Source organism: Aeribacillus sp. FSL M8-0254, assembly GCF_038008845.1.
GTDB classification, from domain to species: domain Bacteria; phylum Bacillota; class Bacilli; order Bacillales; family Aeribacillaceae; genus Aeribacillus; species Aeribacillus composti.
The window spans coordinates 3,433,248-3,458,744 of record NZ_JBBOZY010000001.1; the positions used below are offsets into that span (position 1 = coordinate 3,433,248).

20 protein-coding genes, 1 pseudogene and 3 riboswitches are annotated in these 25,497 nt (G+C 40.6%); of the genes and pseudogenes, 2 read left to right on the forward strand and 19 right to left on the reverse strand.

Going from position 1 to position 25,497, the window contains the following annotated elements:
- Positions 1–42: 42 nt before the first annotated feature.
- The 14 genes from purB to NSQ44_RS16685 form a co-directional block, all read right to left on the reverse strand.
- Positions 43–1,341: an adenylosuccinate lyase gene (gene purB, locus NSQ44_RS16620; protein WP_063388828.1), complete on the reverse strand. Its 1,299-nt coding sequence runs from the start codon at positions 1,339–1,341 to the stop codon at positions 43–45.
- Between the two features lie 47 nt (positions 1,342–1,388).
- Positions 1,389–2,510, reverse strand: a complete 1,122-nt coding sequence (purK, locus tag NSQ44_RS16625; protein WP_186439341.1) for a 5-(carboxyamino)imidazole ribonucleotide synthase — start codon at positions 2,508–2,510, stop codon at positions 1,389–1,391.
- A complete protein-coding gene (gene purE, locus NSQ44_RS16630) occupies positions 2,503–2,991 on the reverse strand; it encodes a 5-(carboxyamino)imidazole ribonucleotide mutase (RefSeq protein WP_340857714.1) in 489 nt (162 codons plus the stop codon). The genes purK and purE overlap by 8 nt, the downstream gene beginning before the upstream one ends.
- Positions 2,992–3,155: 164 nt before the next feature.
- A riboswitch (purine riboswitch) is annotated at positions 3,156–3,257 on the reverse strand.
- An 826-nt stretch (positions 3,258–4,083) separates the two neighbouring features.
- Positions 4,084–5,409, reverse strand: coding sequence for an NCS2 family permease (locus NSQ44_RS16635; protein WP_340857717.1), 1,326 nt, complete (start codon positions 5,407–5,409; stop codon positions 4,084–4,086).
- A gap of 137 nt (positions 5,410–5,546) precedes the next feature.
- A riboswitch (purine riboswitch) is annotated at positions 5,547–5,648 on the reverse strand.
- A 38-nt stretch (positions 5,649–5,686) separates the two neighbouring features.
- A complete protein-coding gene (gene guaA / locus NSQ44_RS16640; RefSeq protein ID WP_340858290.1) occupies positions 5,687–7,207 on the reverse strand; it encodes a glutamine-hydrolyzing GMP synthase in 1,521 nt (506 codons plus the stop codon).
- Between the two features lie 115 nt (positions 7,208–7,322).
- Positions 7,323–7,424: riboswitch (purine riboswitch) on the reverse strand.
- Positions 7,425–7,457: 33 nt separating this feature from the next.
- On the reverse strand, positions 7,458–9,623 hold the full coding sequence (locus NSQ44_RS16645) for a DUF4129 domain-containing transglutaminase family protein (protein WP_340857718.1): 2,166 nt from the start codon (positions 9,621–9,623) through the stop codon (positions 7,458–7,460).
- Complete coding sequence (locus NSQ44_RS16650) at positions 9,623–10,825, reverse strand: DUF58 domain-containing protein (RefSeq protein WP_340858291.1); 1,203 nt, start codon at positions 10,823–10,825, stop codon at positions 9,623–9,625. Before NSQ44_RS16650 ends, NSQ44_RS16645 begins: the two co-directional genes overlap by 1 nt.
- Before the next feature lie 5 nt (positions 10,826–10,830).
- The gene (locus NSQ44_RS16655) at positions 10,831–11,784 is read right to left on the reverse strand and encodes an AAA family ATPase (protein WP_340857720.1); all 954 of its coding nucleotides are present in this window, start codon (positions 11,782–11,784) and stop codon (positions 10,831–10,833) included.
- A 229-nt stretch (positions 11,785–12,013) separates the two neighbouring features.
- A complete protein-coding gene (locus tag NSQ44_RS16660) occupies positions 12,014–12,730 on the reverse strand; it encodes a 5-formyltetrahydrofolate cyclo-ligase (RefSeq protein WP_340857721.1) in 717 nt (238 codons plus the stop codon).
- A 278-nt stretch (positions 12,731–13,008) separates the two neighbouring features.
- Positions 13,009–13,176 carry an aspartyl-phosphate phosphatase Spo0E family protein gene (locus tag NSQ44_RS16665; protein ID WP_340857722.1) on the reverse strand — a complete coding sequence of 56 codons (168 nt, stop codon included), beginning with the start codon at positions 13,174–13,176 and terminating at the stop codon, positions 13,009–13,011.
- A 265-nt stretch (positions 13,177–13,441) separates the two neighbouring features.
- A complete protein-coding gene (locus NSQ44_RS16670; protein WP_044899035.1) occupies positions 13,442–14,773 on the reverse strand; it encodes an IS4 family transposase in 1,332 nt (443 codons plus the stop codon).
- 339 nt (positions 14,774–15,112) lie between these two features.
- Entirely contained in the window at positions 15,113–16,003 is an 891-nt protein-coding gene (locus NSQ44_RS16675) for a PucR family transcriptional regulator (RefSeq protein WP_340857725.1), read from the reverse strand.
- A 26-nt stretch (positions 16,004–16,029) separates the two neighbouring features.
- Complete coding sequence (locus tag NSQ44_RS16680) at positions 16,030–16,266, reverse strand: hypothetical protein (protein WP_340857726.1); 237 nt, start codon at positions 16,264–16,266, stop codon at positions 16,030–16,032.
- A 146-nt stretch (positions 16,267–16,412) separates the two neighbouring features.
- The gene (locus NSQ44_RS16685) at positions 16,413–16,961 is read right to left on the reverse strand and encodes a V4R domain-containing protein (RefSeq protein WP_340857727.1); all 549 of its coding nucleotides are present in this window, start codon (positions 16,959–16,961) and stop codon (positions 16,413–16,415) included.
- Between the two features lie 89 nt (positions 16,962–17,050).
- On the opposite strand from NSQ44_RS16685, the pseudogene NSQ44_RS16690 reads away from it, so the two are divergent.
- Both NSQ44_RS16690 and NSQ44_RS16695 read left to right on the forward strand, forming a co-directional pair.
- Positions 17,051–17,413: pseudogene (locus NSQ44_RS16690) on the forward strand (NAD(P)-dependent oxidoreductase); the annotation flags it as partial.
- A gap of 609 nt (positions 17,414–18,022) precedes the next feature.
- Positions 18,023–19,315: an MFS transporter gene (locus NSQ44_RS16695; protein WP_340857728.1), complete on the forward strand. Its 1,293-nt coding sequence runs from the start codon at positions 18,023–18,025 to the stop codon at positions 19,313–19,315.
- 403 nt (positions 19,316–19,718) lie between these two features.
- Here the strand turns inward: NSQ44_RS16695 and NSQ44_RS16700 are convergent, their stop codons facing one another.
- The 5 genes from NSQ44_RS16700 to NSQ44_RS16720 form a co-directional block, all read right to left on the reverse strand.
- Positions 19,719–20,660, reverse strand: a complete 942-nt coding sequence (locus NSQ44_RS16700) for an MTP-1 family protein (protein ID WP_063388861.1) — start codon at positions 20,658–20,660, stop codon at positions 19,719–19,721.
- 241 nt (positions 20,661–20,901) lie between these two features.
- Positions 20,902–21,975 carry a BtaManbiosPhlase gene (locus tag NSQ44_RS16705; RefSeq protein ID WP_340857729.1) on the reverse strand — a complete coding sequence of 358 codons (1,074 nt, stop codon included), beginning with the start codon at positions 21,973–21,975 and terminating at the stop codon, positions 20,902–20,904.
- 1,110 nt (positions 21,976–23,085) lie between these two features.
- On the reverse strand, positions 23,086–24,141 hold the full coding sequence (locus tag NSQ44_RS16710; RefSeq protein WP_340857730.1) for a galactitol-1-phosphate 5-dehydrogenase: 1,056 nt from the start codon (positions 24,139–24,141) through the stop codon (positions 23,086–23,088).
- Between the two features lie 24 nt (positions 24,142–24,165).
- Complete coding sequence (locus NSQ44_RS16715; RefSeq protein ID WP_066251194.1) at positions 24,166–24,348, reverse strand: hypothetical protein; 183 nt, start codon at positions 24,346–24,348, stop codon at positions 24,166–24,168.
- A 107-nt stretch (positions 24,349–24,455) separates the two neighbouring features.
- The gene (locus NSQ44_RS16720; protein WP_063388865.1) at positions 24,456–25,490 is read right to left on the reverse strand and encodes a zinc-binding dehydrogenase; all 1,035 of its coding nucleotides are present in this window, start codon (positions 25,488–25,490) and stop codon (positions 24,456–24,458) included.
- Positions 25,491–25,497: the final 7 nt, after the last annotated feature.

The window sequence follows — 25,497 nt, forward strand, 5'->3', positions numbered from 1 at the left end:
GGCAGGGCAGTTTTTGCGATTTGCCGAGCCCCATTTGGACATCTACTGTTCTAATCCACAGCGTTTAAAAATGTAATCCACATTTTTCAAATGGTAATTGTAATCGAAGCAGTCATCGATTTCTTCTTTCGAAAGCTTTGTTGTAATTTGTTTTTCCGCTTCGATCAGCTCTCTAAACGGAACTTGGCGCTCCCACGCTTCCATCGCTTTCGGCTGAACTAAATCGTATGCTTCTTCACGTGTCATACCTTTATTGATCAGCGCAAGCAAAACCCGCTGTGAGTAAATCAATCCCAGCGTTTTCTCCATATTGCGCTTCATATTTTCCGGGAAGACCGTCAAGTTTTTCACAATATTGCCAAATCGATTTAACATGTAGTTCAACGCGATCGTAGCATCTGGCAAAATGATGCGCTCTGCCGAAGAATGAGATATGTCGCGCTCATGCCACAATGGAACATTTTCGTAAGCCGTCAGCATCATTCCGCGAATGACCCTTGCCATTCCTGTCATGTTTTCCGATCCGATCGGATTGCGCTTATGCGGCATTGCAGATGAACCTTTCTGTCCTTTGGCAAAAAACTCCTCCACCTCGCGAGTTTCGCTCTTTTGCAAGCCGCGAATCTCAACTGCAAACTTTTCAATCGATGTAGCAATTAAAGCAAGCGTAGCCATGTACTCGGCATGTCGATCACGCTGCAATGTTTGCGTCGAAATCGGCGCCGGCTTTAAACCGAGTTTTTCACACACATACTGCTCCACAAACGGATCAATGTTGGCATAAGTGCCGACTGCTCCGGAAATTTTGCCGACTTCAATCTCTTCTCTTGCGCGTTTAAACCGCTCTAGATTTCGCTTCATTTCTTCATACCATAGCGCCAATTTCAAACCAAACGTTGTCGGTTCTGCATGCACCCCGTGCGTACGCCCCATCATGACGGTGTATTTATGCTCCAACGCTTTATCTCTTAAAATAGCGATGAAATTTTCCAAGTCTTTTTGTAAAATTTCGTTCGCTTGCTTTAGCAAATAAGATAAAGCGGTATCCACGACATCAGTGGAGGTCAATCCGTAATGCACCCATTTTCGTTCGTCGCCAAGCGTTTCTGATACAGCACGGGTAAACGCCACTACGTCGTGCCTTGTTTCCTCTTCAATTTGCTTAATTCGGTTCACATCAAATGAAGCACGTTCACGCAGTTTTTTTACATCTTCCTTCGGGATCACACCAAGCTCCGCCCACGCTTCACATGCTAAAATCTCCACTTCAAGCCAAGCTTTAAAGCGGTTTTCTTCCGTCCAAATCGCGCCCATTTCAGGACGTGTGTATCGTTCAATCATTCCTGCAACCTCCTATTGATCTCTCCGTCTTGTTTATGAATAGCTTGTCAAACATTCCAAATTTGAGTCGATTCGATATATGTCAATAGTTCCTCAATTTCATCACTGAAGAACGTAATATGTCCCATTTTTCTGTTGATTTTTGCCTCCGCTTTTCCATATAAAAATAATTTCCCTTTTTTCAGCAGCTCTTCGTTTTTCAACACAGGCTCTAGATGCTGGCCCAGTATATTCACCATAATTCCTTGATGAATGAGCTTCGTGTTTCCGAGAGGCAATCCGCAAATCGCGCGAATATGCTGTTCAAACTGCGATGTTTCACATAAATTTAATGAATAATGACCTGAATTATGAGGCCGGGGGGCGAGCTCATTTATATAAATTTCATCGTTTGCCACAAACATTTCAACTGCCAGCGTTCCAATCAGCCCAAGCTTCGCCGCCAATGTTTTTGCTGTTTCCTCCGCCTGTTCCTTCAACGAATCAGAAATTCTTGCAGGTACAATGCTTTCGTGCAAAATATTGTTAACATGAATGTTTTCGGCAACAGGCAATGTGCTGACTTCACCTGTCACGCTTCTAGTGACAATAACCGAAATTTCTTTGTCGAACGCGATCCATTTTTCCAATACACAGCGTCCGTTCTTCAACAAAGCTTTTGCTTCTTCTATATCTTCTTCTTGCTTTAGTACAAATTGGCCTTTCCCATCATATCCTCCGCGGCATGTCTTTAAAACACTCGGGATGCCTATGTTGGATACGGCTTGATAAAAATCATCTTCTGATTCAACGACTTCATACGGCGCAACTTTCACACCAGCGTTCGCCACAGCTTCCTTTTCCGTCTGGCGATCTTGTGTAATGGCGAGCAGTCTGCTTCCTTGAGGCAAGTAGGCGTTTTGCTCAAGCCAAGTTAACGCCTCGTAATCAATATTTTCAAATTCATACGTTATACAATCGCTCACCTTCGCAAGCTCTTTGATTGCATCCAAATCATCGTAACGGGCTGTGATTTCCATGTCGCTCACTTGTCCGCATGGAGAATTCGGTGTTGGATCAAGCACCGCCACACGATATCCCATATTTTTGGCAGCGATAGCCATAAATTTGCCTAGTTGACCGCCTCCAATGATTCCAATTGTACTTTGAGGCAAAAGTTTTTTATACAAGCTGATCACTGCTTTCCATGACGTTTTTTCTTATATATTCTCGCCGTTGTTCAAGCTTTTGCTGAACATCAGCATCATTGATTGACAACATTTGCGCCGCTAACAGACCAGCGTTCACCGCGCCCGCTTTTCCTATCGCCACTGTTGCAACAGGCACGCCGCCGGGCATTTGCACGATCGAGAGCAGCGAATCCAGTCCGTTTAACGCGTTTGTTTTAACCGGAACTCCGATGACAGGGAGAGTTGTTTTCGCTGCAACCATTCCCGGCAAGTGTGCTGCTCCGCCTGCGCCTGCAATGATCACTTGAATTCCGCGATCCCTGGCAGTGCTTGCATATTGAAACATCCAATCAGGTGTGCGATGGGCAGAAACAACCTTTTTTTCATAAGGAATATTCAGCTCATCTAATATTTCACAGGCATGCTTCATCGTTTCCCAATCTGAAGTGCTTCCCATTATCACTCCAACGACAGGATTCATGGCGATGCTCCCCTCTTTATTTTTAATTATAGGTTGCCATCTTCGTTAAAAATCTTGACAATAATTGAAAGGCATAAAAAAAGCCCGCTTCTGCATTTTCCCTATCAATAAGGGAAAGTAACACAAACCGGGCATAAGCAATATGTATGCTCAGTTGAAAAATCTTGCCGATTACTTTCCCTCATAGTCCAACAATTTACGGTTGTTGGGTAGAAACTTTTGGGCCATATTCCCAAGATTATATGAGGTTTTAGTTTTCATATGCTGTTTTCGACTCCATCTTAACAATGAAAAATCATTATGTCAACGATAAAATCGAACATTATTTTTCTTTAAACACCGAATGTTCGGATTTTGACGAACCTTGATCATGATCTGTGCCGTTTTGCTGCCTTTTGAAACAAATCGAGTAGGAGGGAGCGATTAACTCCCGTCCTCTCACACCACCGTACGTACGGTTCCGTATACGGCGGTTCCATTAAGATAATTGACGCAAGTCTTTATAACTTCCGTGAATAGCTGTTCTCTTTATGCCAGTGGTCACTCCACCCTCCAAGAGATCTCCCACGGGATTCACCGCTTCCTCCCTCAAGTGAGGTACTACGTTTTCTGTGTTCATCATGACTCACTGAATGCCAAGGGCTATTCTCTCTTAATTGTTCGGTCCTTCTTAGTTGTTCTAGACCAACTAATACTATGACCTCTGCTGACTTCTGACTGTTCAGCTATCTATCACTAGATAGGTTACCAAGGTTACTTGGCGTGCCAGCCAGACCTCCCCGGGTAAGAGTGTAATCTTTCCTTCCATCCATCTGCTTCATTTACTCTGTATCACCTTCGGCAGAAAGGGCTTTGTTTTGTCTTGCAAACTCACCCAGTGATACCTAGCCTCATATGAAGTTCGTGTTCCGAGAGACCTTAAAGTTTGCCGCTCGCTTCCTTCAGATTCCGCGTCACCACGGACACCCTTGCGTTAAGCTAACTGCTACTTCTGCCTTCGCAGCTCGGGACTTTCACCCTATAGATTACACCCATGCCGGGCGCACAAGAAAAGGATCAGACAGCATTTCAGTCTGATCCTTCGACTTCTTATTAATTGACAAGAAAGATGAAATAAAGCAGAAATACAATCGATAAACCATACAAAATCGGATGAATCTCTTTTCCTCTTCCTTTTAGAATCATCGTGATCGGGTAGAAAATAAAGCCGATAGCAATACCGGTTGCGATGCTGTACGTTAATGGCATTGTAATCAAGATTAAAAACGCCGGAACAGCAATTTCAAACCGTTCCCATTGTATTTGCCCTAAAGACGATACCATTAAAACTCCGACAATAATGAGCGCTGGAGCTGTAACAGAAGATGTAATAACGCTCAATAGCGGCGAGAAAAATAAAGCTAATAGGAAACATCCTGCCGTTATAATGGAAGCAAAACCTGTTCGCGCGCCTGCCGCAACCCCCGCTGATGATTCTACATAAGAAGTGGTTGAAGATGTTCCTAAAATCGCTCCGACAACTGTTCCCATTGAATCAGATACTAAAGCTCTGCCGATTCGCGGAAGTTTATTGTTTTTCAATAACCCTGCTTGATTGGCAACCGCAACCAGCGTTCCTGCCGTATCAAAAAAGTCAACAAACATAAACGTTAAGATTACGACAAGCATTTGTAAAGAAAAAATATCTCCTAAATGTCCTAAAGCTACTCCAAACGTCGGAGCCAAGCTCGGAATTTCCCCAATAATTTTATCCGGTTTTGGAACAAGGCCAAAAATCATTCCGACAACGGCTGTAATCACCATGCCGTAAAACACGCCGCCTTTCACTTGCCGAACCATTAAAATAATCGTAATAGTTAATCCAAAAATAGATAGAAGAGTATTTCCATTCCGCAAGTCTCCCAATCCGACAAGAACAGCGTCATCATTAACAATTATGCCTGCATTTTGAAAACCGATAAATGTGATAAACAATCCGATTCCCGCACCGACTGCATGCTTCAGCTCCGGCGGAATGGAATCAATAATTTTTTCCCGCAATCCGCTAAGCGTCAGCAAGACAAGAAAGAGACCTGAAACAAGAACACCTGAAAGGGCTGTTTGCCAAGGGATGCCGTACGTCAAAACAACAGTAAAAGCAAAGAACGCGTTCAATCCCATACCGGGAGCAAGAGCAACCGGATACCGTGCCACAATACCCATGATGAGCGTCCCGATGGCTGCAGCCAACGCGGTCGCAGTGAAGACAGCTCCTTGATCCATTCTCAATTCATTGGGAAAATCAGCGACAGAGCTTAATGAAAGCGTTGCTGGATTGACAAACAAAATATAGGCCATTGAAAGAAAAGTTGTAATTCCGCCAATAATTTCCCTGCGGTAATTAGTGCCAAGCTCATCAAATTGAAAATATTTTTTCATTATAAAGTCCTCCTACCATTGGCTGTATAAAAAACTTTAAGCAAAAAAAATAAGCGCTCCATTCCAAGGATGCGCTTGACCATGAGGTTGCTGAAAGCCCAATGTGAGAAAGGAAAAGGATCTCTCCTCCTTCAGCCATCGAACCGTCAACACCTCGTAGTCAAGCTATTTACGGTAGCTTGGTAGAAACTTTCGGGCCATATTCCCGAAATTATACGAGAATGTTTATATTTATTATATAAAAATGATAATTCCGATTTATACAAGTTGGTCAGATTTATTCCCATTCAATTGTTGCCGGCGGCTTGCTTGTAATATCGTAGACAACTCGGTTCACGTGCGGCACTTCATTGACAATCCGCGTAGAGATCACTTCCAGCACTTCCCACGGAATACGAGCCCAATCTGAAGTCATGCCGTCAATTGAAGTGACAGCACGGATTCCAATTGTATGATCGTACGTGCGGGCATCGCCCATCACACCTACGCTGCGGATGTTAGGCAAAACGGTGAAATATTGCCAAATGTCCCGCTCTAATCCGGCTTTTTTAATTTCTTCTCGTAAAATAGCATCGGATTCCCGAACAATCTCTAGCTTTTCTTCCGTTACTTCTCCTAAAACCCGAATGGCTAATCCTGGTCCCGGGAACGGCTGCCGCCAAACGATTTCATCTGGAATACCAAGCTCTGTTCCAAGTGCGCGAACTTCGTCTTTAAAGAGTGTATTCAATGGTTCAATCAGTTGAAATTTCATATCCTCCGGAAGTCCGCCGACATTGTGATGCGATTTGATCGTTTGCGCTGTCTGTGTACCACTTTCAATAATGTCTGTATAAAGTGTTCCTTGAGCAAGAAACTCAATGCCCTCCAATTTTGCCGCTTCATCATCAAAAACATAGATAAACTCGTTGCCGATGATTTTTCTTTTCTTTTCCGGGTCAGTAACACCCTTCAATTTTTCTAAAAAGCGGTCTTTTGCATCTACTTTAATGACATTCATGTTAAACCCTTCGCTAAACGTCTTCATGACGCTTTCTGCTTCCCCTTTGCGAAGGAGTCCGTGGTCAACAAAAATGCACGTTAATTGATTGCCGATCGCTTTATGGATTAAAACGGCTACAACAGATGAGTCCACCCCGCCGCTTAGCGCGCACAGCACTTTCTTATTTCCGACAGTTTTGCGGATGTTCTCTATTTGCATTTCAATAAAGTTTTCCATCGTCCACGAATTTGTGCACCCACAAATGCGGAAAACGAAATTTTTCAATAGGCCGTTTCCGAATTCTGTATGACGCACTTCGGGATGAAATTGAACCCCGTACATGTTCCGCTCATCATTGCTGATTGCGGCAAATGGACATGATGGGCTAGTGGCGTCTACTTTAAAGCCGTTCGGAATATCGGCCACAAGATCCCCGTGACTCATCCAAACGATTTGATCATCAGGCAAGCCTTCAAACAACGGCGATTTTTCCTTTACTTGTAAAGCTGCTTTCCCATATTCCCGGTGCTTCGCCTTTTCCACTTTTCCCCCGAGCAAATAGGTCATTAATTGCATGCCATAGCAAATTCCGAGCACTGGAACCCCGAGTTCAAAAATCCGCTCGTCGCAGCGAAAAGACTTTTCGTCATATACGCTGTTTGGACCCCCTGACAAAATAATTCCTTTCGGATTCATTTTTTTGATATCTTCTATCGACAGCGTATGCGGATGAAGCTCGCTGTAAACACCAAATTCGCGAATTCTGCGCGTAATTAATTGATTGTATTGGCTGCCGAAATCTAACACTAAGATCATGTCTTGGATGTTCTCCAACGTGTTCACCTCATTATTTTGATGGATCAATATATTGTTTCACATCTGACTTCAAAAAAATAGAATTCTACCGAAAAAAAGGCAGAATTCTAGTACATCTACTAACTTCTGCCTTCATAGTCGGGTTATTTACGGTAACCCGGTAGAGACTCTCGAACCATATTATCGAGGATATACGAAGGAGCTTCCCGCTATGAATTTTTTCTTATCATACCAAGTGATCAAGACTCGGTCAAGAAGTTGTTTTTTTGATTAAATCTTCCCATAATTCTTTCGATTGCTCCCATTCCTTGCTTGGATCATCGCCCCGATACAGCGCCCGCTCATAAATGTAAGTTAATTGCGACATACTATTTGTTCCAAACATTTGATCAATCTGTTTTGCATATTCTCTTAACGTTTGCCCGTTTTCCCGTTTGTAGCCACATCTTTCCAGAGATTTAAGCAAAAGTCTGTATGCTTTCAAAAAATCTTTCTCATCATGATTCCGTTTATAGAAGCTAGTCATCCAACTGGTCATCCATTTATTTCTCGTTTTGAAAAGTATTAACACACTTGCCGCTATAAACAAGATGAAACCGATGGAGACAATAACAGCTGGTGATAGCGAAAAAGGGAATTCCTTTGGCTGCTTAGTATCATCCGTATCGATTTGTTCTTGACTTTCTTCCTCAAGCGGCTGACTTTGTTCTTGTTCGGCAGCGGATGAATCTTGTTGATTTTCATTTGATTGATGTGCAAATTCCTGCGGATTGGAAAAACCGATCGTCGGTTCAAAAGGGACCCAGCCAATTCCAGAAAAATAAACCTCTACCCACGAATGGGCATTGTTGCTAGTTATTTCATACACTTCCAATCCTTCGCTTGTCGTTTCTACAAACTGCCCAGGGGTATATCCCTTTACCCAGCGCGCCGGAATTCCGACAGACCGAAGAAGAACAACCATAGATGTTGAAAAATTGTCGCAATATCCTTTCTTCGTTTCAAATAAAAACTGATCGACATAATCTTCATCCAATTCCGGGACAGCCACATCATTCGTTTCATATACAAACGGTTCTTTCAAAAAATACTGTTCAACCGCCTTGGCTTTATCATAAAAGTTGTTTTTATCTTTTGTAATCTCCACAGCGAGATTTTTCACGCGTTCCGGAAGGCTTGCAGGAAGCTGCGTATATCGTTCAACCAATTCTTTTGGAGCACCTTCATTCGAGTGAACAGCCTGCAATTTTTCAATTTCAAACAAGGGATAAGAATATTTCAAAGAATAGCTGGAAAGCCGTTCCCCCGATTCATTAAACATTGGGAATATATTCTCCGTAACATGATCGATGCGGTATTGATCAGCATCACTGGAAATTTCCTGCAATCCAAGCGGATAAATAATATGCTGATATGGATATTCGCGCTCAATTTCTACAGTCGAAACAAGCTGTTCCGTTTGAACCTGACTACTCGTCAAGTTTAAATACGGACCGATAAATCCATTTGCAATGGAAAATTGTCTGTCGCTTGTAACCCAGCCTTTTCCTGTATAAACATCTTTTGTTTCAACTCGCCAATAATGCTGTCTTTCTACATACGCCCGAAAAGCAGGTGCATCGTTTGGAATGAACGGACCGCCCAATTGCTCATCATTGGTACCATAACCGATTTTTTTGACAACCGAATTTGACAAATACTCCCCTTCTCCGTCCTGTTTATACTTCGAAAAATACGGTAAAGGGTCTGGCCATTGGGGGGCCGCTTTCGGAGCGAGCCACCCGATCGCAGCGGAAACGACAATCATTGCCAAAAGCGGCACAATCCATTTCCAATACAAAATAGACCTAAACGGAATTTTCTCCGAAAAAATCATCCTTTCAAAATACAGAAGACCTAAAAGGAAAAATCCAACCACCGCTAACCGTATAATCGCATAAGTTGCATCATATGGCGAAAACGTATCTAATACTGCCACATACGTAATAGTTAAAATTAAAAATAATAAAATTCTTTTTCTCTGAATAATCCAATAGTTTAATAAATAGACAAGCAGCCACAATAATACAAAGAAAAGAAACGTCCGGAATGGAGGAGTCATTCCGCCGAAATACCTTTCGGTGATCAAGTTTAAGTTATAGCGAAGATCATGAATAAATTCTAATATCCATCCTATTTCAAAAACAGAGCCGTTGTAAAACAGCTGATGAATAAAAAAGAAAATATAACATAATTTAACCGGATACGAGATATACCATTTTAGCTGCATAAATGTAAAAAAGAGAGAAATTCCGATAAATATAACGAAAATAACGGTATAGATAGAATCAGTCGAATATTCAAGCGGCCGCAGCCATTCCCACAGCAAAATAAACGATAGCAAATATAAACAAAAGTTAACGATTTGCTGTTTCATTATCGGCTTCCCACCCTTTGCGCTGCATCTCGGAACATGCCGGCGTCAACAGTGCGGACAGTTATCGAATGCCGCCGCAATTTATCTATTAGTTCTTGATCTCTTCTCGGCTTTTCAACCGCTTTTGTCACATGCCAAATGGTGACATGACGCGGCTTCGGAAACGCTAGAAGCTTGTCAATCAAGGAAGGGTGTAAATGACTTGTCATAATCATGATAGATGAATGCTGTCCCCATTTGTTCAATTCCTCTAAAAGCTGGTTGATAAACTCGTCCTCACCATCGCAATCCGCTACTGCTAAATGATACAGGATATGCTTCCAATGATGCTCATGATTTGATATAGGAAAAACTTTCTTCGTTTTCCCAACCGAAACTACCCCGAGCTTGGAACCGTTTTTGAGCACTGCTTTAGAGAACGAAGCTGTAAATGAGATAAGCTCTTCAAATGACGATGACTTTGTTCGATCGATGAAACAAACAATTTGTTGGCTATTCAGCTGCTCAAATTCCTTTGTCATGATCGAATGGCGTCTCGCTGTCGCCTTCCAGTCTATCCAAGATAATTTGTCTCCTGGTTCATATTCCCTTACCCCAGCAACAATCGAAACATCTTTTATATATCGTGTTCTAGCAAAACCTGCATCCTTTTCAAGTGAAAGTTGTTGGGGACGGTACTGAAACTTAAAAAATGGCGGATAGACCACAATGTGATTTTTTGCCGAATAAATGCCTTCTCTTTCAATGATTCCAAACAAATCTCCTGTTTTAAATCGCACTGTTTCAAAATGATGGGATCCCCTCGGAAGATTAGATAACGAATATTGGAATGAAAAACGTTTTTTCCACCAGGGAAACAATACAATCTTCGCTGATCCCGAATTTTTCAGCTTTTCAGGAAGGACATCCTCAACGATTCCAAAGAAAAAAGGGAAGGGAAACGGCTGTTCAATTTCGATAGTACAAACAAGCGGTTCGCCTGCTTGAAATTCCGTTTTATTTAATTTGCGCCGAACTCGCAGCTTCTTCAGCGGATAAAGAGCCAACGCAACAGAATAAACAACAAACGGCAGCAATGAATACAATAAAAACCAGCTGACAAATCCTCCTTGAAACATGGCATATGCAAAGGAAGCCGCCACGAGCAATATTAAAAAAGCAAGGTTCCACGCCAGCCGTGTGCCTTTTAGCAAGCCTTTCATTGATTTCACAGCGACCTCACTACAGGCACAGGGATTTCGGCAAGAATTTCTTCAATGATTTGTTCAGCTGTTCTCCCTTCATAACGCGCTTCAGATGTCAAAATAATGCGATGGGGCAGGACATGCACGGATAAATATTGAACATCATCGGGGATCACATAATCTCGGGCATGAATAAACGCATACGCCTGAGATGCCTTCATAAGTGCAACAGAACCACGGGGACTGACTCCTAAATAGACGGAATCATGGTTCCGCGTCTTATTTACGATGTCTACAATATAATGTTTAATCGTATCATCTACATATACTTGTTTGATTTCTTCCTGAAGTGCCGTTAGTTCGTCTTTGGTGATGACTGACGTTAGTTCATCAAGCGGCTGTCCTTTTTCGGCTCTTGTCAACACTTCTACTTCTTCTGTAACGGAAGGATAGCCCATTTTCAGTTTTAGCAAAAATCGATCCAATTGAGCCTCCGGCAACGGATAAGTTCCTTCATACTCAACCGGATTTTGTGTCGCCATAACGAAAAAAGGTTTTTCAAGCGGCATTGTCACGCCATCAATGGTGACACTCCCTTCCTCCATGCCTTCAAGCAAGGCGGATTGGGTCTTTGGTGAGCTTCGATTTATTTCATCGGCCAAAATAATATTAGCCATAATCGGTCCTGGTCGGTATTCAAATTCAATCGTTTTCGGATTATATATCGATACTCCAGTAACGTCTGAAGGCAGTAAATCAGGTGTAAACTGAATTCTTTTAAAATCAGCCCCAACAGACTTTGCCAATGCCTTCACCATCATCGTTTTTCCAACTCCGGGTACATCTTCGAGAAGCACATGCCCTCCAGCAAGCAATGCCGACAAACTTAAAATGACCAGTTCACTCTTTCCTACAATAACTTTTTCAACATTTTCGACAATTTTTTCTAATTTTGGATGCATCGTCTCCCCTTGCATTTATAGGCCTCCCAATCATCATATCTGCACTTCTAACTCTATTATACAATTGCCTAATAGCAGAAAAAAACGATTCGTTTTCAAACTGTTTAAAATTTATTGTACATTGTTCCGTTTTCTTCTGAGAAAAGAATAAGGGGTAGAAAATTGAGAATTTTCACAAATTTTATACTTCTAAATGAATGGGATGACGTCATGCTAAATAAAGTAAAATGCAAGGGAATGATCGTTAAGAACGCTTGTATAGCATTGCCCAAATTTCTTTTAAAACAGACATTTGTTCTTTCTCTTCTTCACTTACTTGTTCCCAAATGATTCCTTCCGGCTTTGAATAAGGAGTGTTCGTTTTGATCAATTCTTTTTCTGTAGCAATCCAATCAACCGTCAAATCATACGGATCAATAGGAAAATCGTCTTCTACCAGCTGAATGCTATGAACAGTCGTGACGACAGGAACAGAAGGCTGCCCAAGCTCCCGAATAATGGCATATTCGCGATCAGCATATCCTTCGCCTTTTCCAATTCTGCGCCCGTCCCTATGGACTGCAACCGATCCAACCACAATGAAATCAATAGTTGGCAGCTGATCGAGAGAGATTTCCTTTCCGAACGTATTCATATGTTTCAAGCTGGCTGCTTTTCTCTCTTCTCCTTTTGGCACCCATTCAGGCTTCACCATGATAAAACCGGATTTTAATCTTGGAGTTGGCATAAGAAGAGTCTTTCCATCAATTAGCACTTTCGTCCGAATTGGAAGCTGCGGAGCATCAGGGTTCACCTTTACGACGTTTGCCGATTTATATTCAGGCATCGAAGCAACAATTTTTGCAGCTTGTTCAGCTCCTTTGAAATTTGGAATTCTATTTTTCAGCGGAAACGGAAAGCGTCCAAGCTTCTCTTTTTCAAGCTGAGTCCATATTTTTTCCCTGACGGCCTGTTTATCCATCTTCTAAACCTTCTTCCTGCGCCGTGATTTAACCTTTACAAATAAAAAAGCAGTGGTGAAACTTTGTAAAAACAGCCAATTGACAAACGAAAAGATGATGTTTTCATATTCTATCTTGGGGCTCATAGAACAAGAACAGCGGTATACTCCGGGAATCTAAAATATATGTCGGAAAATCAAAAGAGCTGCCATTCTTACGATTGCCCAATTTGAAAGCTGAAAGGTAGATACCATTTTGATTCAAGCTGGGAGATAATTTTATCAATATACTGCCAAGTTCACTTCGTTTTTTTTAAGAGCTCGTTTTGGTATTGATGAATCAGCTTATCAAGTTCCTGGCTGATTTTTAACACAACCTCAGATGTATATCCATATTTCTCAGCCAATGAAATCATATATGCTCGTTCATTTTCTATTTTAATAGATAGAATATTCATTTTATTCATTTTTCAGTAACCCCATTTTTTACGAGTTTTAGTAGTATTAATAGTACCATACTCTTACGAATAATGTAAAGATTTGTAATTTATTGAAGAAATTTGCGGAAGAAGGGGGTAAATTCCCATACCCGTCAAGTTAGCGGTATAAAATTTTTTAGGATGATACGCATGTTCGAAAAATCAATCAAAGGATGAAGAGAAAACCAAATGCTGGGCATGCCAAATAACCCTCAAGAAGAGGGTTATTTGGCATTTATATCCATGACCCACACTACCATATCCCCAATTTCTTTAAAAGATCCGATACCGTTTCCTCTCCTTTCCTTCGGTCTTTCCTCGCGTGTTTCCTTAACAGAGATAGGAGAGATGGAAGGGCGGTTTCCATCGCTTGGGGATGCAAAAGAAACCGATGCCAATACGATTGGAGGATATTAAGCGCTTTCCATTCACTGATCTCGATTCCCTCCCGTTGATGCCAATACCTTCGGGCTTGGAACAGAAGAGTCTGCGTGACTAAAATGGCAATCAATGTCCCATATAAGTGGCATTCGAATCGTTCCTTCTTCATCTTTTTGACACGGTCAAGATCAAATAAGGATTTCCAGCCCTTAAATAACAGCTCCACTTGCCAGCGCAGCGAATACAGCTCATAAACTTGTTGCGCATCAAACGATTCTTGTGGTAAATTGGTCAGTAAGATGTGATATTTCTTTTGTTCAAGGGTTTGGCGTGACAGCGCCTTCCCTTTCTTTTTTTCCTTTTTCCGCACATACGTCAGCCGTTTTTCCCATTCTTCCGCCGTGAGACGGCGAAAAATCAGACGCGGAACATACAGGCGTTGGTGTCCGATATACACGTGTTCCACTTCCACGGCTTCCCCCTCGCCCAATCGATTTCCTATCGATTCCCAATCCCATTCGTGCCACTCCCCGTCCTGTTTGATATAGACTTTGATATCGGAACGCAACCGGGTAATATAATAAGCACCTCGAGCATCGATCTCCGCCAGCGTGGCGAGTGAAAAAAACCCCAGATCCCGAATGCAAAGGTCATTCGGTAAAATCGTGTGCTGGGTATGATAAGCAAAACGGGCATCGGAATCATTGGCCTGTTGGACGCACAGCTGAAGACAGGTTCCCGATAACAGCTCATACTCAAATTGGATTTTGGCGCCAGATGAAACCGAACCTTGATAGTCCTCACCATAGTCGGCCGGAAGTAAAAAACTGGTAGAGTCTAAGATCCGCAGACGGGTGAAACAAGCGCGATACGTCTCGGTGATGGAAGAGAGTGCCGGACGTTGATGCATCAGGAGAGTAAAAAAGACCTCTTTTAAAAACGCCACGGCACGAGGCGTAAACCGCTGATTCAGTCCTTCATTCGAGAGAGAGCAATCATGCCAGAGCGCCAAATCGGCACACAACCGCTGAAGCGACTGACAGGCGAGCGATCCGTCTCCCCAAGCACATAGCGTCAGAAAGGCTTCCGCTGTTAATGAACGCTGCCGCTGAATGAATCCGACTTTCCGTGCCAGACGGGTCAGTTCTTCAGAGGAGAAGAGTTGACGAATCGTTTTTATCCATGCCTTCATCTTTTTTGCCATCAAAAAATAATCCTTTCCAACGATGATTTTCGTTAGAAAGGATACCATGTTTTTGGCGCTGAAAAAAGATCAAATTCTTAACTTGATGGCTATGGGGTAAATTCCCCCATTTAAAAAGTATTGGGGTTTATTTTCTCCACCGTGTAGAAAAAACGTTCCTAGCACCATAAACCCATTGTAAAATTTTTAAAATAGCGTTCACTTAAAAAATCGGATAATTATTTTTGCAAATTTCCTGAATGGATTGTATTTTCTGATGAAAATCCTCTGAAGCAGCCTGAGCGTGCAAGAGGGAGTAGAGTTTATTGGACAAATTGTCATGATTATAAAACTTGCGCTTTATTTCATTTTGACTTCAATGAGCCCTAAGAAAAGATACATATTGACCGCAGCATAAACATCAAAGAAGCCTTGGCTTGACGATAAATCAAACCCGCCTATTTCTTGGATCCTCTTCAGTCGGTAACGTACAGACCCTAATGAAACATGCATTCTTTCGGCTGTTTTATATAGATGTCCGTTATTTTCAACATACCAATAAAGCGTTTCTAATAAATCTGAGCCATGCTTGTCATCGTAGTTTTTTATTTTTTGAAGCATTGTATGTGCAAAGGCTTCCATTTCTGGTAAATTTTCAGAGCATATTAACTTCACAACCGCTAAAAGCTCCTTAAATGCTTTGACTTTCGCATTGCTTTTAGAAAACTTCATAATCTTAATTGTTTTTTCTGCTTCTTTTAATCCTTTTTTCAAATCTGATGCTTGCTGACATAAACTGCTGATCCCCAATTTCATTTCAAAAGGTTTAATCTCGGAGAAAATCTGATCAATTAGCCATTGCCCGCATGAAACTTCAGATGAAAATTGACGGATAACAGCAATCAGCTGATTGACTTTTGTTGTCATTATACATGCTAAACCTTGCTGCTTGATCAATTTATTTAAGCTTTCAGCTGCTGCAGTTTTATCATGATTAAGCGAATCTTCAAGCTCTTTTCGATTAAACTCTTGGCTGCTGTCCAGATGAAACAAAAACACATATTGCGGTTGATTAAGATTGTATCCCATTAATTTTAATCGGTAAGTAAGCTCCTCTTCTGAAAATTCCCCCCTAAAAACGGCGTTCAGCAATTCTCTTTTAATTCGTTGTTCGTTTTCAAACGCAGAAGTTTCATTTATTATTTGCATAGCACAAATGGATGCCGCCTTTTTAATGACGATATAGCCCAATTCCGAAAAGCCTTCTGATTCACGAATTAGTGAAACATAACCAAAATATTGTTTCTTACAAAAACAGGAGATATTAATTTTTCAAATGTATAGCCTTTTGCTGAAGAAACTTTTATCCGATTCGTATTACATTTTTCTTTTATATCTACTGTTTCCACTTTCTCCCTCACATAATCAGCGCTGTTTAAATAAATTTTTCGAAGCGAATCGCTCGCTGCAATCAACTGACGGTGAGAGTTTTCCAGCAGAAGAGCACAATTCATCTCAACTCAATATCCCCTTTAGTCCACACCCGTTTAATAGCGAATTTGTCAACTTTTCATTAATCATAAGAGCTTTCTTAAACATTTCTTTCTGCTTTTCTATCCTTATAAAAGCTTTGTCTAGCTCTTGTCCTAAATTTTCCTCTTCATAATAAGGCAGCTCTTTTTCGATTTCTTCTCCCCAATCCTAAAACCGGTTTGGCAATCCAATGACAATGCGGATCACCCTTTCCTTCACACTCAACTTCTTTAAAAATTACTTTTCTACCCAACTGATTGCTCACATATCCGCCTGCTAATCCTATTAGTGTAAAACATACTGGATCAGAAGATAATCCAAAGGTGGCAATATGGTGTTCAGCTTCTTGTGAATGCTTCCAATAGTCTTCTGAATAATAATCTTTTGTTACAGGGTCGATATACAGCTCTTTAACTGAAATGCCTAAATCAGCCGTTATGCCGTGCATATGCGAACAAGCGATAAACAGTTCTTTCAATATCAGCGTATGATAAGCATCTTTCCTTCTTAAAGAATTTGAAAAATTATTGCCGCAATCCCAGCCATACCGTAATAAAAAACCTTTAGCTCTGTCGAGACCTAAAGCTGAAATTAAATGATTTCGCAAAGTATTTAAGATTTGCCCAGATTCAGGCAAAAATTTCATCATTTCGTTGGAGTCTAAAACTTCCCCCATTTCCGTCCCCCTCACCACAAACTATTAGCATTTTTTATCAAAATTATCATAATATTTAATAAATTTTGTAATATAATTTGTAGGGCATTTTAATGACGCCGTTAACATCAGAAACAAAGCATTTAATCGGGCTAAAACAATTTCAATTGATGAAACGAAGCGCCATTTTCATCAACGGTTCAAGGGGCCAGACCGTCAACGAAAAAGACCTTATTTACGCGCTCCAAAACAAACTCATTTTAGGTGCCGGGCTTGATGTATTTGAACAAGAACCTGTCCCGAAAGATCACCCTCTGTTAAAAATGAATAATGTCGTCACATTACCGCATATCGGCTCAGCAACTTATGAAACGCGGTATGCAATGGCAAAACTGGCGGCGGAAAATTTAATAAAGGGGCTGAAAGGATTATGTCCGCCCAATTTAATAAATCAAGAAGTGATGCGAAAGTGAATTGCTAATTTCAAACATTGACCATCGGAAACACTCCTTTCCAAAAAATCTTTTCAAAATAAAAAGCGCTCTCCACGGAGGCGCTTTTTTTCTTTGAAAACATAAAATGTGAGTCCTTAAACTGCTGCTTGCTGAAACCTGGATAAATAATGATTCATTCAAGCCGTTCTAAGGTCAGCCTTTAGCTCCGGGCTGAGGAGGCTCGCACTCTTTTTGCAATGAACTGCTTTTTCTGTTATATTTCATTCGCTGCTGATGATTGTGCTGAAATAATCAAATCGTTTTCTTAAAGCACTCAGCAGTCATGGATGCTAGTTTTTATTTGCAGATCGGACGTTGGATGATCTGCTTTATTTACGTATTTAGTTAAATAATTCGTGAAATGGAATTTTTTTAAAAAGATACTTTTTACAAAAATGTCATTTATGTTAATATAAAAAAAGATATTTCTATTTTCCGGTCATCAGATGACCCGTTTATCTGTTGTCAGAAAATTTAATAAAATGAAAGGAGCGGACAAAGCTCTAAATGAACTGAAAGCTTCGTGAAAATGAAAGCGTTTAAACAATTCGATTTTATAACGAAAAATTTAAAGAAGGGGAGAAAGCCATGGTCAAGGGTAAATGGAAAATATTGATTGCCAGTTTAGTAGGAAGTGCGATTGAATGGTTTGACTACTTTCTTTATGGAACAGTTGCATCATTAGTTTTTAACCAATTGTTTTTTGTTAATGAAGACCCTACAGTCGGATTATTAATTGCCTATACTTCTTTTGCTTTAGCGTTTTTCCTCAGACCTGTTGGCGGAATTATTTTCAGCCATATTGGCGACAGGTTAGGAAGAAAGAAAACATTGGTTTTAACCCTTAGCTTAATGGGAATTGCCACATTTGGCATGGGGGTAATGCCTACGTATCAAGTGATCGGAATTTGGGCTCCTATCTTTTTGACTCTGTTGCGTTTCATACAAGGTTTAGCTCTTGGCGGAGAATGGGGAGGCTCTGTTTTACTAGCTGTTGAATATGCTTCAAAAAATAATAGAGGTTTTTTTGGAAGTGTACCTCAAATGGGAATTTCTTTAGGATTGATTTTAGGCACCCTTGCCCTTTCAATTATGTCACTTTTGCCGCATGATCAATTTATGTCATGGGGCTGGCGTGTCCCATTTCTGTTAAGTGCATTGCTTGTAATTTTCGGGCTGTGGATTAGAAAAGGAATTGATGAGACGCCTGCCTTTAAAAAAGCTCAACAAGAAGGAGAGGTTGCTAAAATTCCATTGGTAGACACTCTTCGCTACCATTGGAAAGAGGTTTTAATTGCGATGGGTGCAAAAGTCGTGGAAACTGCACCGTTTTATATATTTGGTACGTTTATTGTATCGTATGCCACTTCAACTTTGAATTTTGATAATACAGATGCATTAAATGCTGTACTGATAGGCTCTATCGTAGCTACAATCGTCATTCCGCTCGTCGGAAGCTTATCAGATCGAATCGGACGAAAAACGATTTATATTAGCGGAATTATACTCACTATTTTATATGCGTTCCCATATTTTTGGATGCTTCAACAAAATTCGGTGTTTTTATTAATTTTAGCAACGGTGATCGGCCTAGGCGTTATTTGGGGATCTGTGAATGCAGTTCTCGGCACAATGATTTCAGAAATTTTTACGGCCAAAGTTCGATATACGGGAATATCTCTAGGCTATCAGCTTGGGGCTGCAGTTGCCGGAGGGACCGCACCGTTAATTGCAACCGCTTTATTAGTGGAATTTAACAATTCCTACATTCCTGTTGCCATTTATATTATTTTCGCTGCATTGATCAGCTTCATAGCTATTTGGTCTGTAAAAGATGGAGCGAATAGAGAGCTGAATGATAAAGTACAAATAAAGGCTTAAGAAAATCGCAAAACCCAGATTATTCCATTCCGTGTGGATAATCTGGGTTTTATTTCACACCATACTTGGGGTTGTTAATATAAAAATGAATAATTTTTCCATTAATAGGTATAAAAAAGCGAAAACTCTAGTATCGTAATTGTTGACTAGACAAACTAATTTTTCAAATCTATTCTGCCATTACCATCTTTTTTATGGTTTTTCTATGCCTTCTGATGAAGTGCCTGCTGTTTTTCCAACCCAAGCAGCACTTCCATGCATTCTTTGTCCCATTTGCTTTTGGAAAAAATAAAATAAAACTCATCAAAAAGGGGGGATGGATACCGAAACAACGAACATCTTTTCTTTCGTATCCGCCTAGAAACGGGAAGGAAATTTGTCACCCCTTATTTTGCAATCTTCCTTATTTTTCATACTTCACAAACGGATCAGCAATGGTAATTTTTTGCGCTTCTGCATCGCTGGTGCCTACATATAGATCAGCTGTTCCATCCCCTTTTCTGATTAAACCGCCGCTGAAAACTACATTGACAAGGTCAGGCCGCTTGGCAGCGCCTTTCAAAAAATGGGATCTCGTTGCAATGAGTTCCATATCAGAAAATTTCATTGTATCAGGATCTAATACAAACACCATCGGATAATAATGGCGGTTCCCTTGTTCATCTTTGCTTGCTATATGTCCGAGCACACCAATCAGACCGTTAGAAAGCAAATGCAGTTCGTTTGCTCCTCCCCATTCTTCATCCGTAAATTGGCCCTCTAAAAGCGTGGCTTTTTCGAGATTTTCGGGATTAAGATCATCAAGAGTCGGTATTCGGATAAACCCAATTTTGCCGAGACCGCCTTTCTCGCCTTGAGGCCTTGTCAACACTCCAATTGATCCGTCTTTTAATTCAATCACTCTGATATCCTTCATGCCTTCAGGACCTTTAGCGAATTTTTCTAAATCTGCAATATTTTTCCCTTTATAAAAAAGCGTTCTCCACCAAAGTGAGCTTTTAAAAGTGGGATGCGGAAAAATTTCAACTCCGCCAAAAACTAAATCTCCGCCAATTCTCGTCACGAACGGATCCTGCAGCTGAAATTTCGGCGCTCCTTCTTTCGGAATCCACTTTCCATCCCGATTTACAAAGAAATATACTTCTGAATGCTCGCTGTTTCGAGGCTCTACTCTACCTGCTATGACAAGTTCCCCATCATCTAAAAACGGCGCCGAGATATTATATACGTCCCTATTTCCTACACCTTTGAAAATTAACTTTTGTGGATTGATCGGCTGAGGAGCATTTTCAAATTCTTTTAGCAGCTTAGCGCTTGACTTAATGCCCGTTTTCTCCAACCGCACAAAAGCTCCCTCCACACTTTTGCATTTCTGTTTCTAGCAAAGACTTTCTGATGTTTTATCATATTCAATTCCAATGATGCTTGACAATGATGTGTAACGGGGGAAAAATATTTTACAAATGGATTCATCATATTATTTACCTTTTCAAAAGAATTCTTTTAATTATTTTACATAACAAAAGTATTTCGTCAATTATATCATTTACAAAGATCAGCAAATTATTTATATGCCATGCCTTATTTCAAATGAAACGTTTGCGAAGTTTTTCCATTATTTCTTCAAGAGGAATTTCCGCACCTGCAACCGATTGATCCGATGCACCATAATAAATCCGAACTGTACCATTTTCCGTCAAAGCTCCGCATGTAAATACAACTTGACCGAAGAATCCGTTCATTTCATAATCCGCTTCAGGCTTTAAAATGGGTTCCTCCGTCTTAGCTAACATTCTCCCAGGATCATTCAAGTCTAGAAGCAGAGCACCTAAAGAATAGCAGTCGTTTTGATCAGCGCCATGATAAATAGCCAACCAGCCTCTATCGGTTTTAAACGGAACTGCTCCCCCGCCAATGCGGCAGCTGTCCCATCCTTTTTCGCTGAGGCTAAGCAAATGCCGATGATTTCCCCAATATAAAAGATTGTCCGATTCAGCAATCCATATTTCCGGTCTGCCGATTCCTTTCGGTACAGGTCGATGCAGCGCATAGTACTTGCCATTAATTTTTTCAGGAAAAATGGCCACATCTTTGTTTTCAGGATGAAAAATTAACCCTAGCCGCCTGCATGTTTTAAAATCAGTTGTTGAGGCAAGCCCCACTCCAATGCCTTCAGGCGACACTGCGCTGTACTGAATGTAAAAAGATGCACCAATCTTAGTAATTCTTGGGTCTTCAATTCCCCATGCTTCACGTTCAGTTTCCGGATACATGAAAGGTTTATCATCAATGGTGAAATTCCGTCCGTCTTTGCTGCGGGCAAGCCGAAAATAAGATAAAGATGTGACATAGGCAGCTCTATGCATGGAATCACTGTAAAAAATCATTCTTGGGTCAGAAAAATCATATCTTTTGTCATTTTTTTGCAATTCCATCTCATTCAGCTTTCCTTTTCCTGAAGAAAAATCGATATAAGAAATTTTCACGACATTTGGATCAGTACAGACAGGACGCTCAGCAACGCGCAGCAATAAAAGCACTTCGCCGTTCAACTGGGCAACACCAGCATTAAAAACTCCTATTACTTCATGTCCACGGTGAAAAGGTTTTACATCGCTTGGAGCAATCAGTGGATTTTCTGGAAAACGAAAAACTTTCACAACCAATGCCTCCTGTTTTAAAAAAATCTAGGAAGTTTTTTGAATTGCCATGTTATTTTTCTTCAATGTCCCCTTTTCAATTCCTGTTACCAATTGTGATCGAATGTTAAACAATCCATGATCAACGTTTGAATTATCTATCCAAAGAACATCTCATTTATACCGCGTCGCTAATATAAATATTCAGAATAAAAATCAAGGTTGATATGGCAATTTTCAATCAAAGGTAAGAGTTAAAGCACGAAATCCAGCTGTTCAAAAAAACACCTCTTGAATGGATTGGCAAGGCAAAACGCAGCACTTATGTATTGAAAGGAGCCATTATTTTTATGGTGACAAAACAAATGAAAGATTGACATACTGCATAATGACAGGGATGGTTATCAAGGGGCGTACAGAGCAAATTCAAACAAAATTCTCTATATAAAAATGACAGTCTGATGGGTTCCTAAAATGAAGGATTGGGGAGAAATACTACTGTGAAGGACAAAAATAATCGAATAAAATTTGTAAATGTCCTTCATAGAGTCGATGAAGTCCAACAAGAAGCAATTGTATGTGCTGAATGTCCATCATAAAACTTTTGAAGAACGTAATTCAGAAAGAGAACATAAGAAAAATCCTTCATAAGACTTCTGAAGGATTAAACAGAATAGGAAAAAATGGTCTGTCCGATAAATCCCTAAAATGAATGGGCTCTAAAAAGTCTGTTAACTTGGACACCTCTCCAACGGAATATTTTGACTGTACCAAATGAATGGCTCCAAAAAGTCAGTTAACCCTGACTTTTTGGACAGCCCTACCATCATTTTAAGCGTCTATTCATTTCGATTTTTTCCACCTTAGTCTGTCTTAAAAACGCTTGGCAGACAAGGAACTGATCTTTAGAGAAGATGCGAATCGAACCAAAAAAGTTCATGAGCGGACGAGGCCAGTGACGCTGGATGAAAGCATTCGCCGACAGTCTGAATGCCTCCCAAATAAGGAAGGCTAGACTTTGTTCAGCTGTTTTTATTCATTTGTATATTTTGCAAACGAAGCTCCAAGCATTCAACAATAGTTCAAATGGCAAGAATAAGCTTTCCACATAGCTCAAACAGCGGCTGAAAATTAAAGCCTAATTTCCGGATAAAACAATACTTTGCCGATAAACTCTTTTTTTTCTAAAATTTTTTCAAACATTTTCGGTCCTTCCTCTAACGTGATGCGATGTGTGATCAGCGCCTCAGCGTTTATTTTTCCGGTTCTCATACAATCGATTGTCGTTTTCCATTCTTTTCCTGGAAACGGAGACGATATGGAATTCCAAGATCCTAATACGGTTAATTCGTTTCGGACGATTTTTTCAAAGTAAAATCTTTCGACTAGGACGTCTCCGTATGGAATTCCCATAAATACAACCTGCCCTCTCTTTTTCGCTAATGAAAAAACTTGGGCGGATGTTACAGAGGATCCCGCTGATTCTACAGCAATGTCTACTCCTTTTCCATTCGTCAGCTCCATGATTTGATCATATGCCGATTTTTCAAGAGGGTTGATCGTAAAATCCGCTCCCATTTCTTTGGCAATATTTAATTTCTGATCATCGATATCAATCGCAAAAATTTCACTTGCTCCAAAAATTTTTGCCCATTGGACTGCGAGAAGCCCGATAGTTCCGCATCCCATGACAGCAACGCTGTCACCCGGCTGCAACGATGTCCGGTAAAGCCCGTGTACGACAACGGATGACGGCTCAATCAAAGCAGCGGAGTCATAGCTTATCTCGTCCGGTATGAAAAGCACATTTTCACCAGGCAATTTCACATATTCGGCAAAGGATCCCGGCTGTAAGGCTCCAATAACATGCAAGCTTTCACATTGGGACAAAATCCCTTTTTTGCAGCTTTCACATTTACCGCAATATAAAGCAGGACAGCCGACAACCCTGTCTCCTGCTTTTACATGAGAGACAGAAGGACCAACTTCTACCACTTCACCGGAAAATTCATGTCCCCAAATCATTCCTTGTACGTAAGGTCCCAGTTTTGCATATCTTGAAATGTCTGAACCGCATATGCCTGTTGCTTTTACTTTAATGATCACGTCGTTCTCATTTTCTATCCTTGGTTCACTAGCATCCTCGAACCGCAGATCTCGTTTTCCGTAAAGTTTTAGCGCTTTCATTTCCTATTCCCTTTCCCACATGGTTTAATTTTCGTTATGAACCTTCATATCTTGCTCCGAACGAACACCTTTAGATTTATTTTTGAAAAGCTTGTAAAATGCAACTGCCAACACGATTGAATTTATGATAAATTGATGTTCAATATAAAAGTCGCTGACCATTCTCCCATACGGTCCAAGAATAAAATCTATGATGCTCTCAATCATTTTTTCACCTTCTTATTGACATGTTTGTCAATACTTTACTTCTTCCCCTTTGCCAAGACTTACATTAGACATATCCCCACCTGCTAAATGCGGTGGGGAACAACTGATTATTCATGAACAGGAGTTAAAATAACTTTAATTGCATCGCCGCTTTTAATTGCTTCGTATGCTTTATCCCATTCAGAAATGTTGAATTGATGTGTTACAAGTGTTTTAGTATTTACTCTATTTTCATTCATCAAGGCTAAAGACGGCTCCCAATCGCTTGGTTTTTGACTGCGAGATCCGGTAAATACAATTTCTTTTTGAATAATTTTTTCCATATCAATAGGGATTTCAGATTTTGCATAAATGCCAACCTGTACAAATTGGCCTTTCTTTTTCAATAAATCGAGCCCCATGTTCAAAGCAGGTACAGCACCGGTACATTCAAATACTGCGTCTACACCGTAGCCATCCGTCAATTCATTGACTAATTGTTTGACGTCTTCTTCTTGAATGTTTACGGCATAATCCAGTCCAAGCTCTTTTGCCTTTTCCAGCCGCAGCTTGTCATTGCTTAATCCGGTTATGATAACTTTAGCTCCTAAATCTTTTACGACTTGAGCGACTAATAAACCAATCGGACCGGGGCCGAGTACTAAAACGACATCACCTTGATGAATCGTAGCTTTCTTAACTGCATGATGTGCACATGCAAGCGGCTCCGTCATCGCTGCAGATAGAAAATCTACATTTTCAGGAAGCTTATGAACACTTTCTTTACGTGCAATCAAATAGGTTGCAAAGCTTCCATCTTGCTGCGTGCCCAGCCCTTTTCTGTTGCTGCATAAATTGTAATCACCGGACTGACAGTATTTACATGTTCCGCATATATAATAAGTAGTTTCAGAGGTTACCCGATCTCCTACCTGAAATTCAGTTACATTCTCCCCGACTTCCGCTACTACACCGGAAAATTCATGGCCTAACGTAACGGGGGCTTTCACTTTGTAATGTCCTTCATACGTATGAATGTCCGTACCGCATATTCCGCTGTATTTCACTAAAATTTTGACTTGATCCGGTCCGACTTTCGGTTCTTCCACATCTACTATTTCCAAGTTCCCAAATCCTAGTTCTTTTTTTACTAAAGCTTTCATTTCTTTA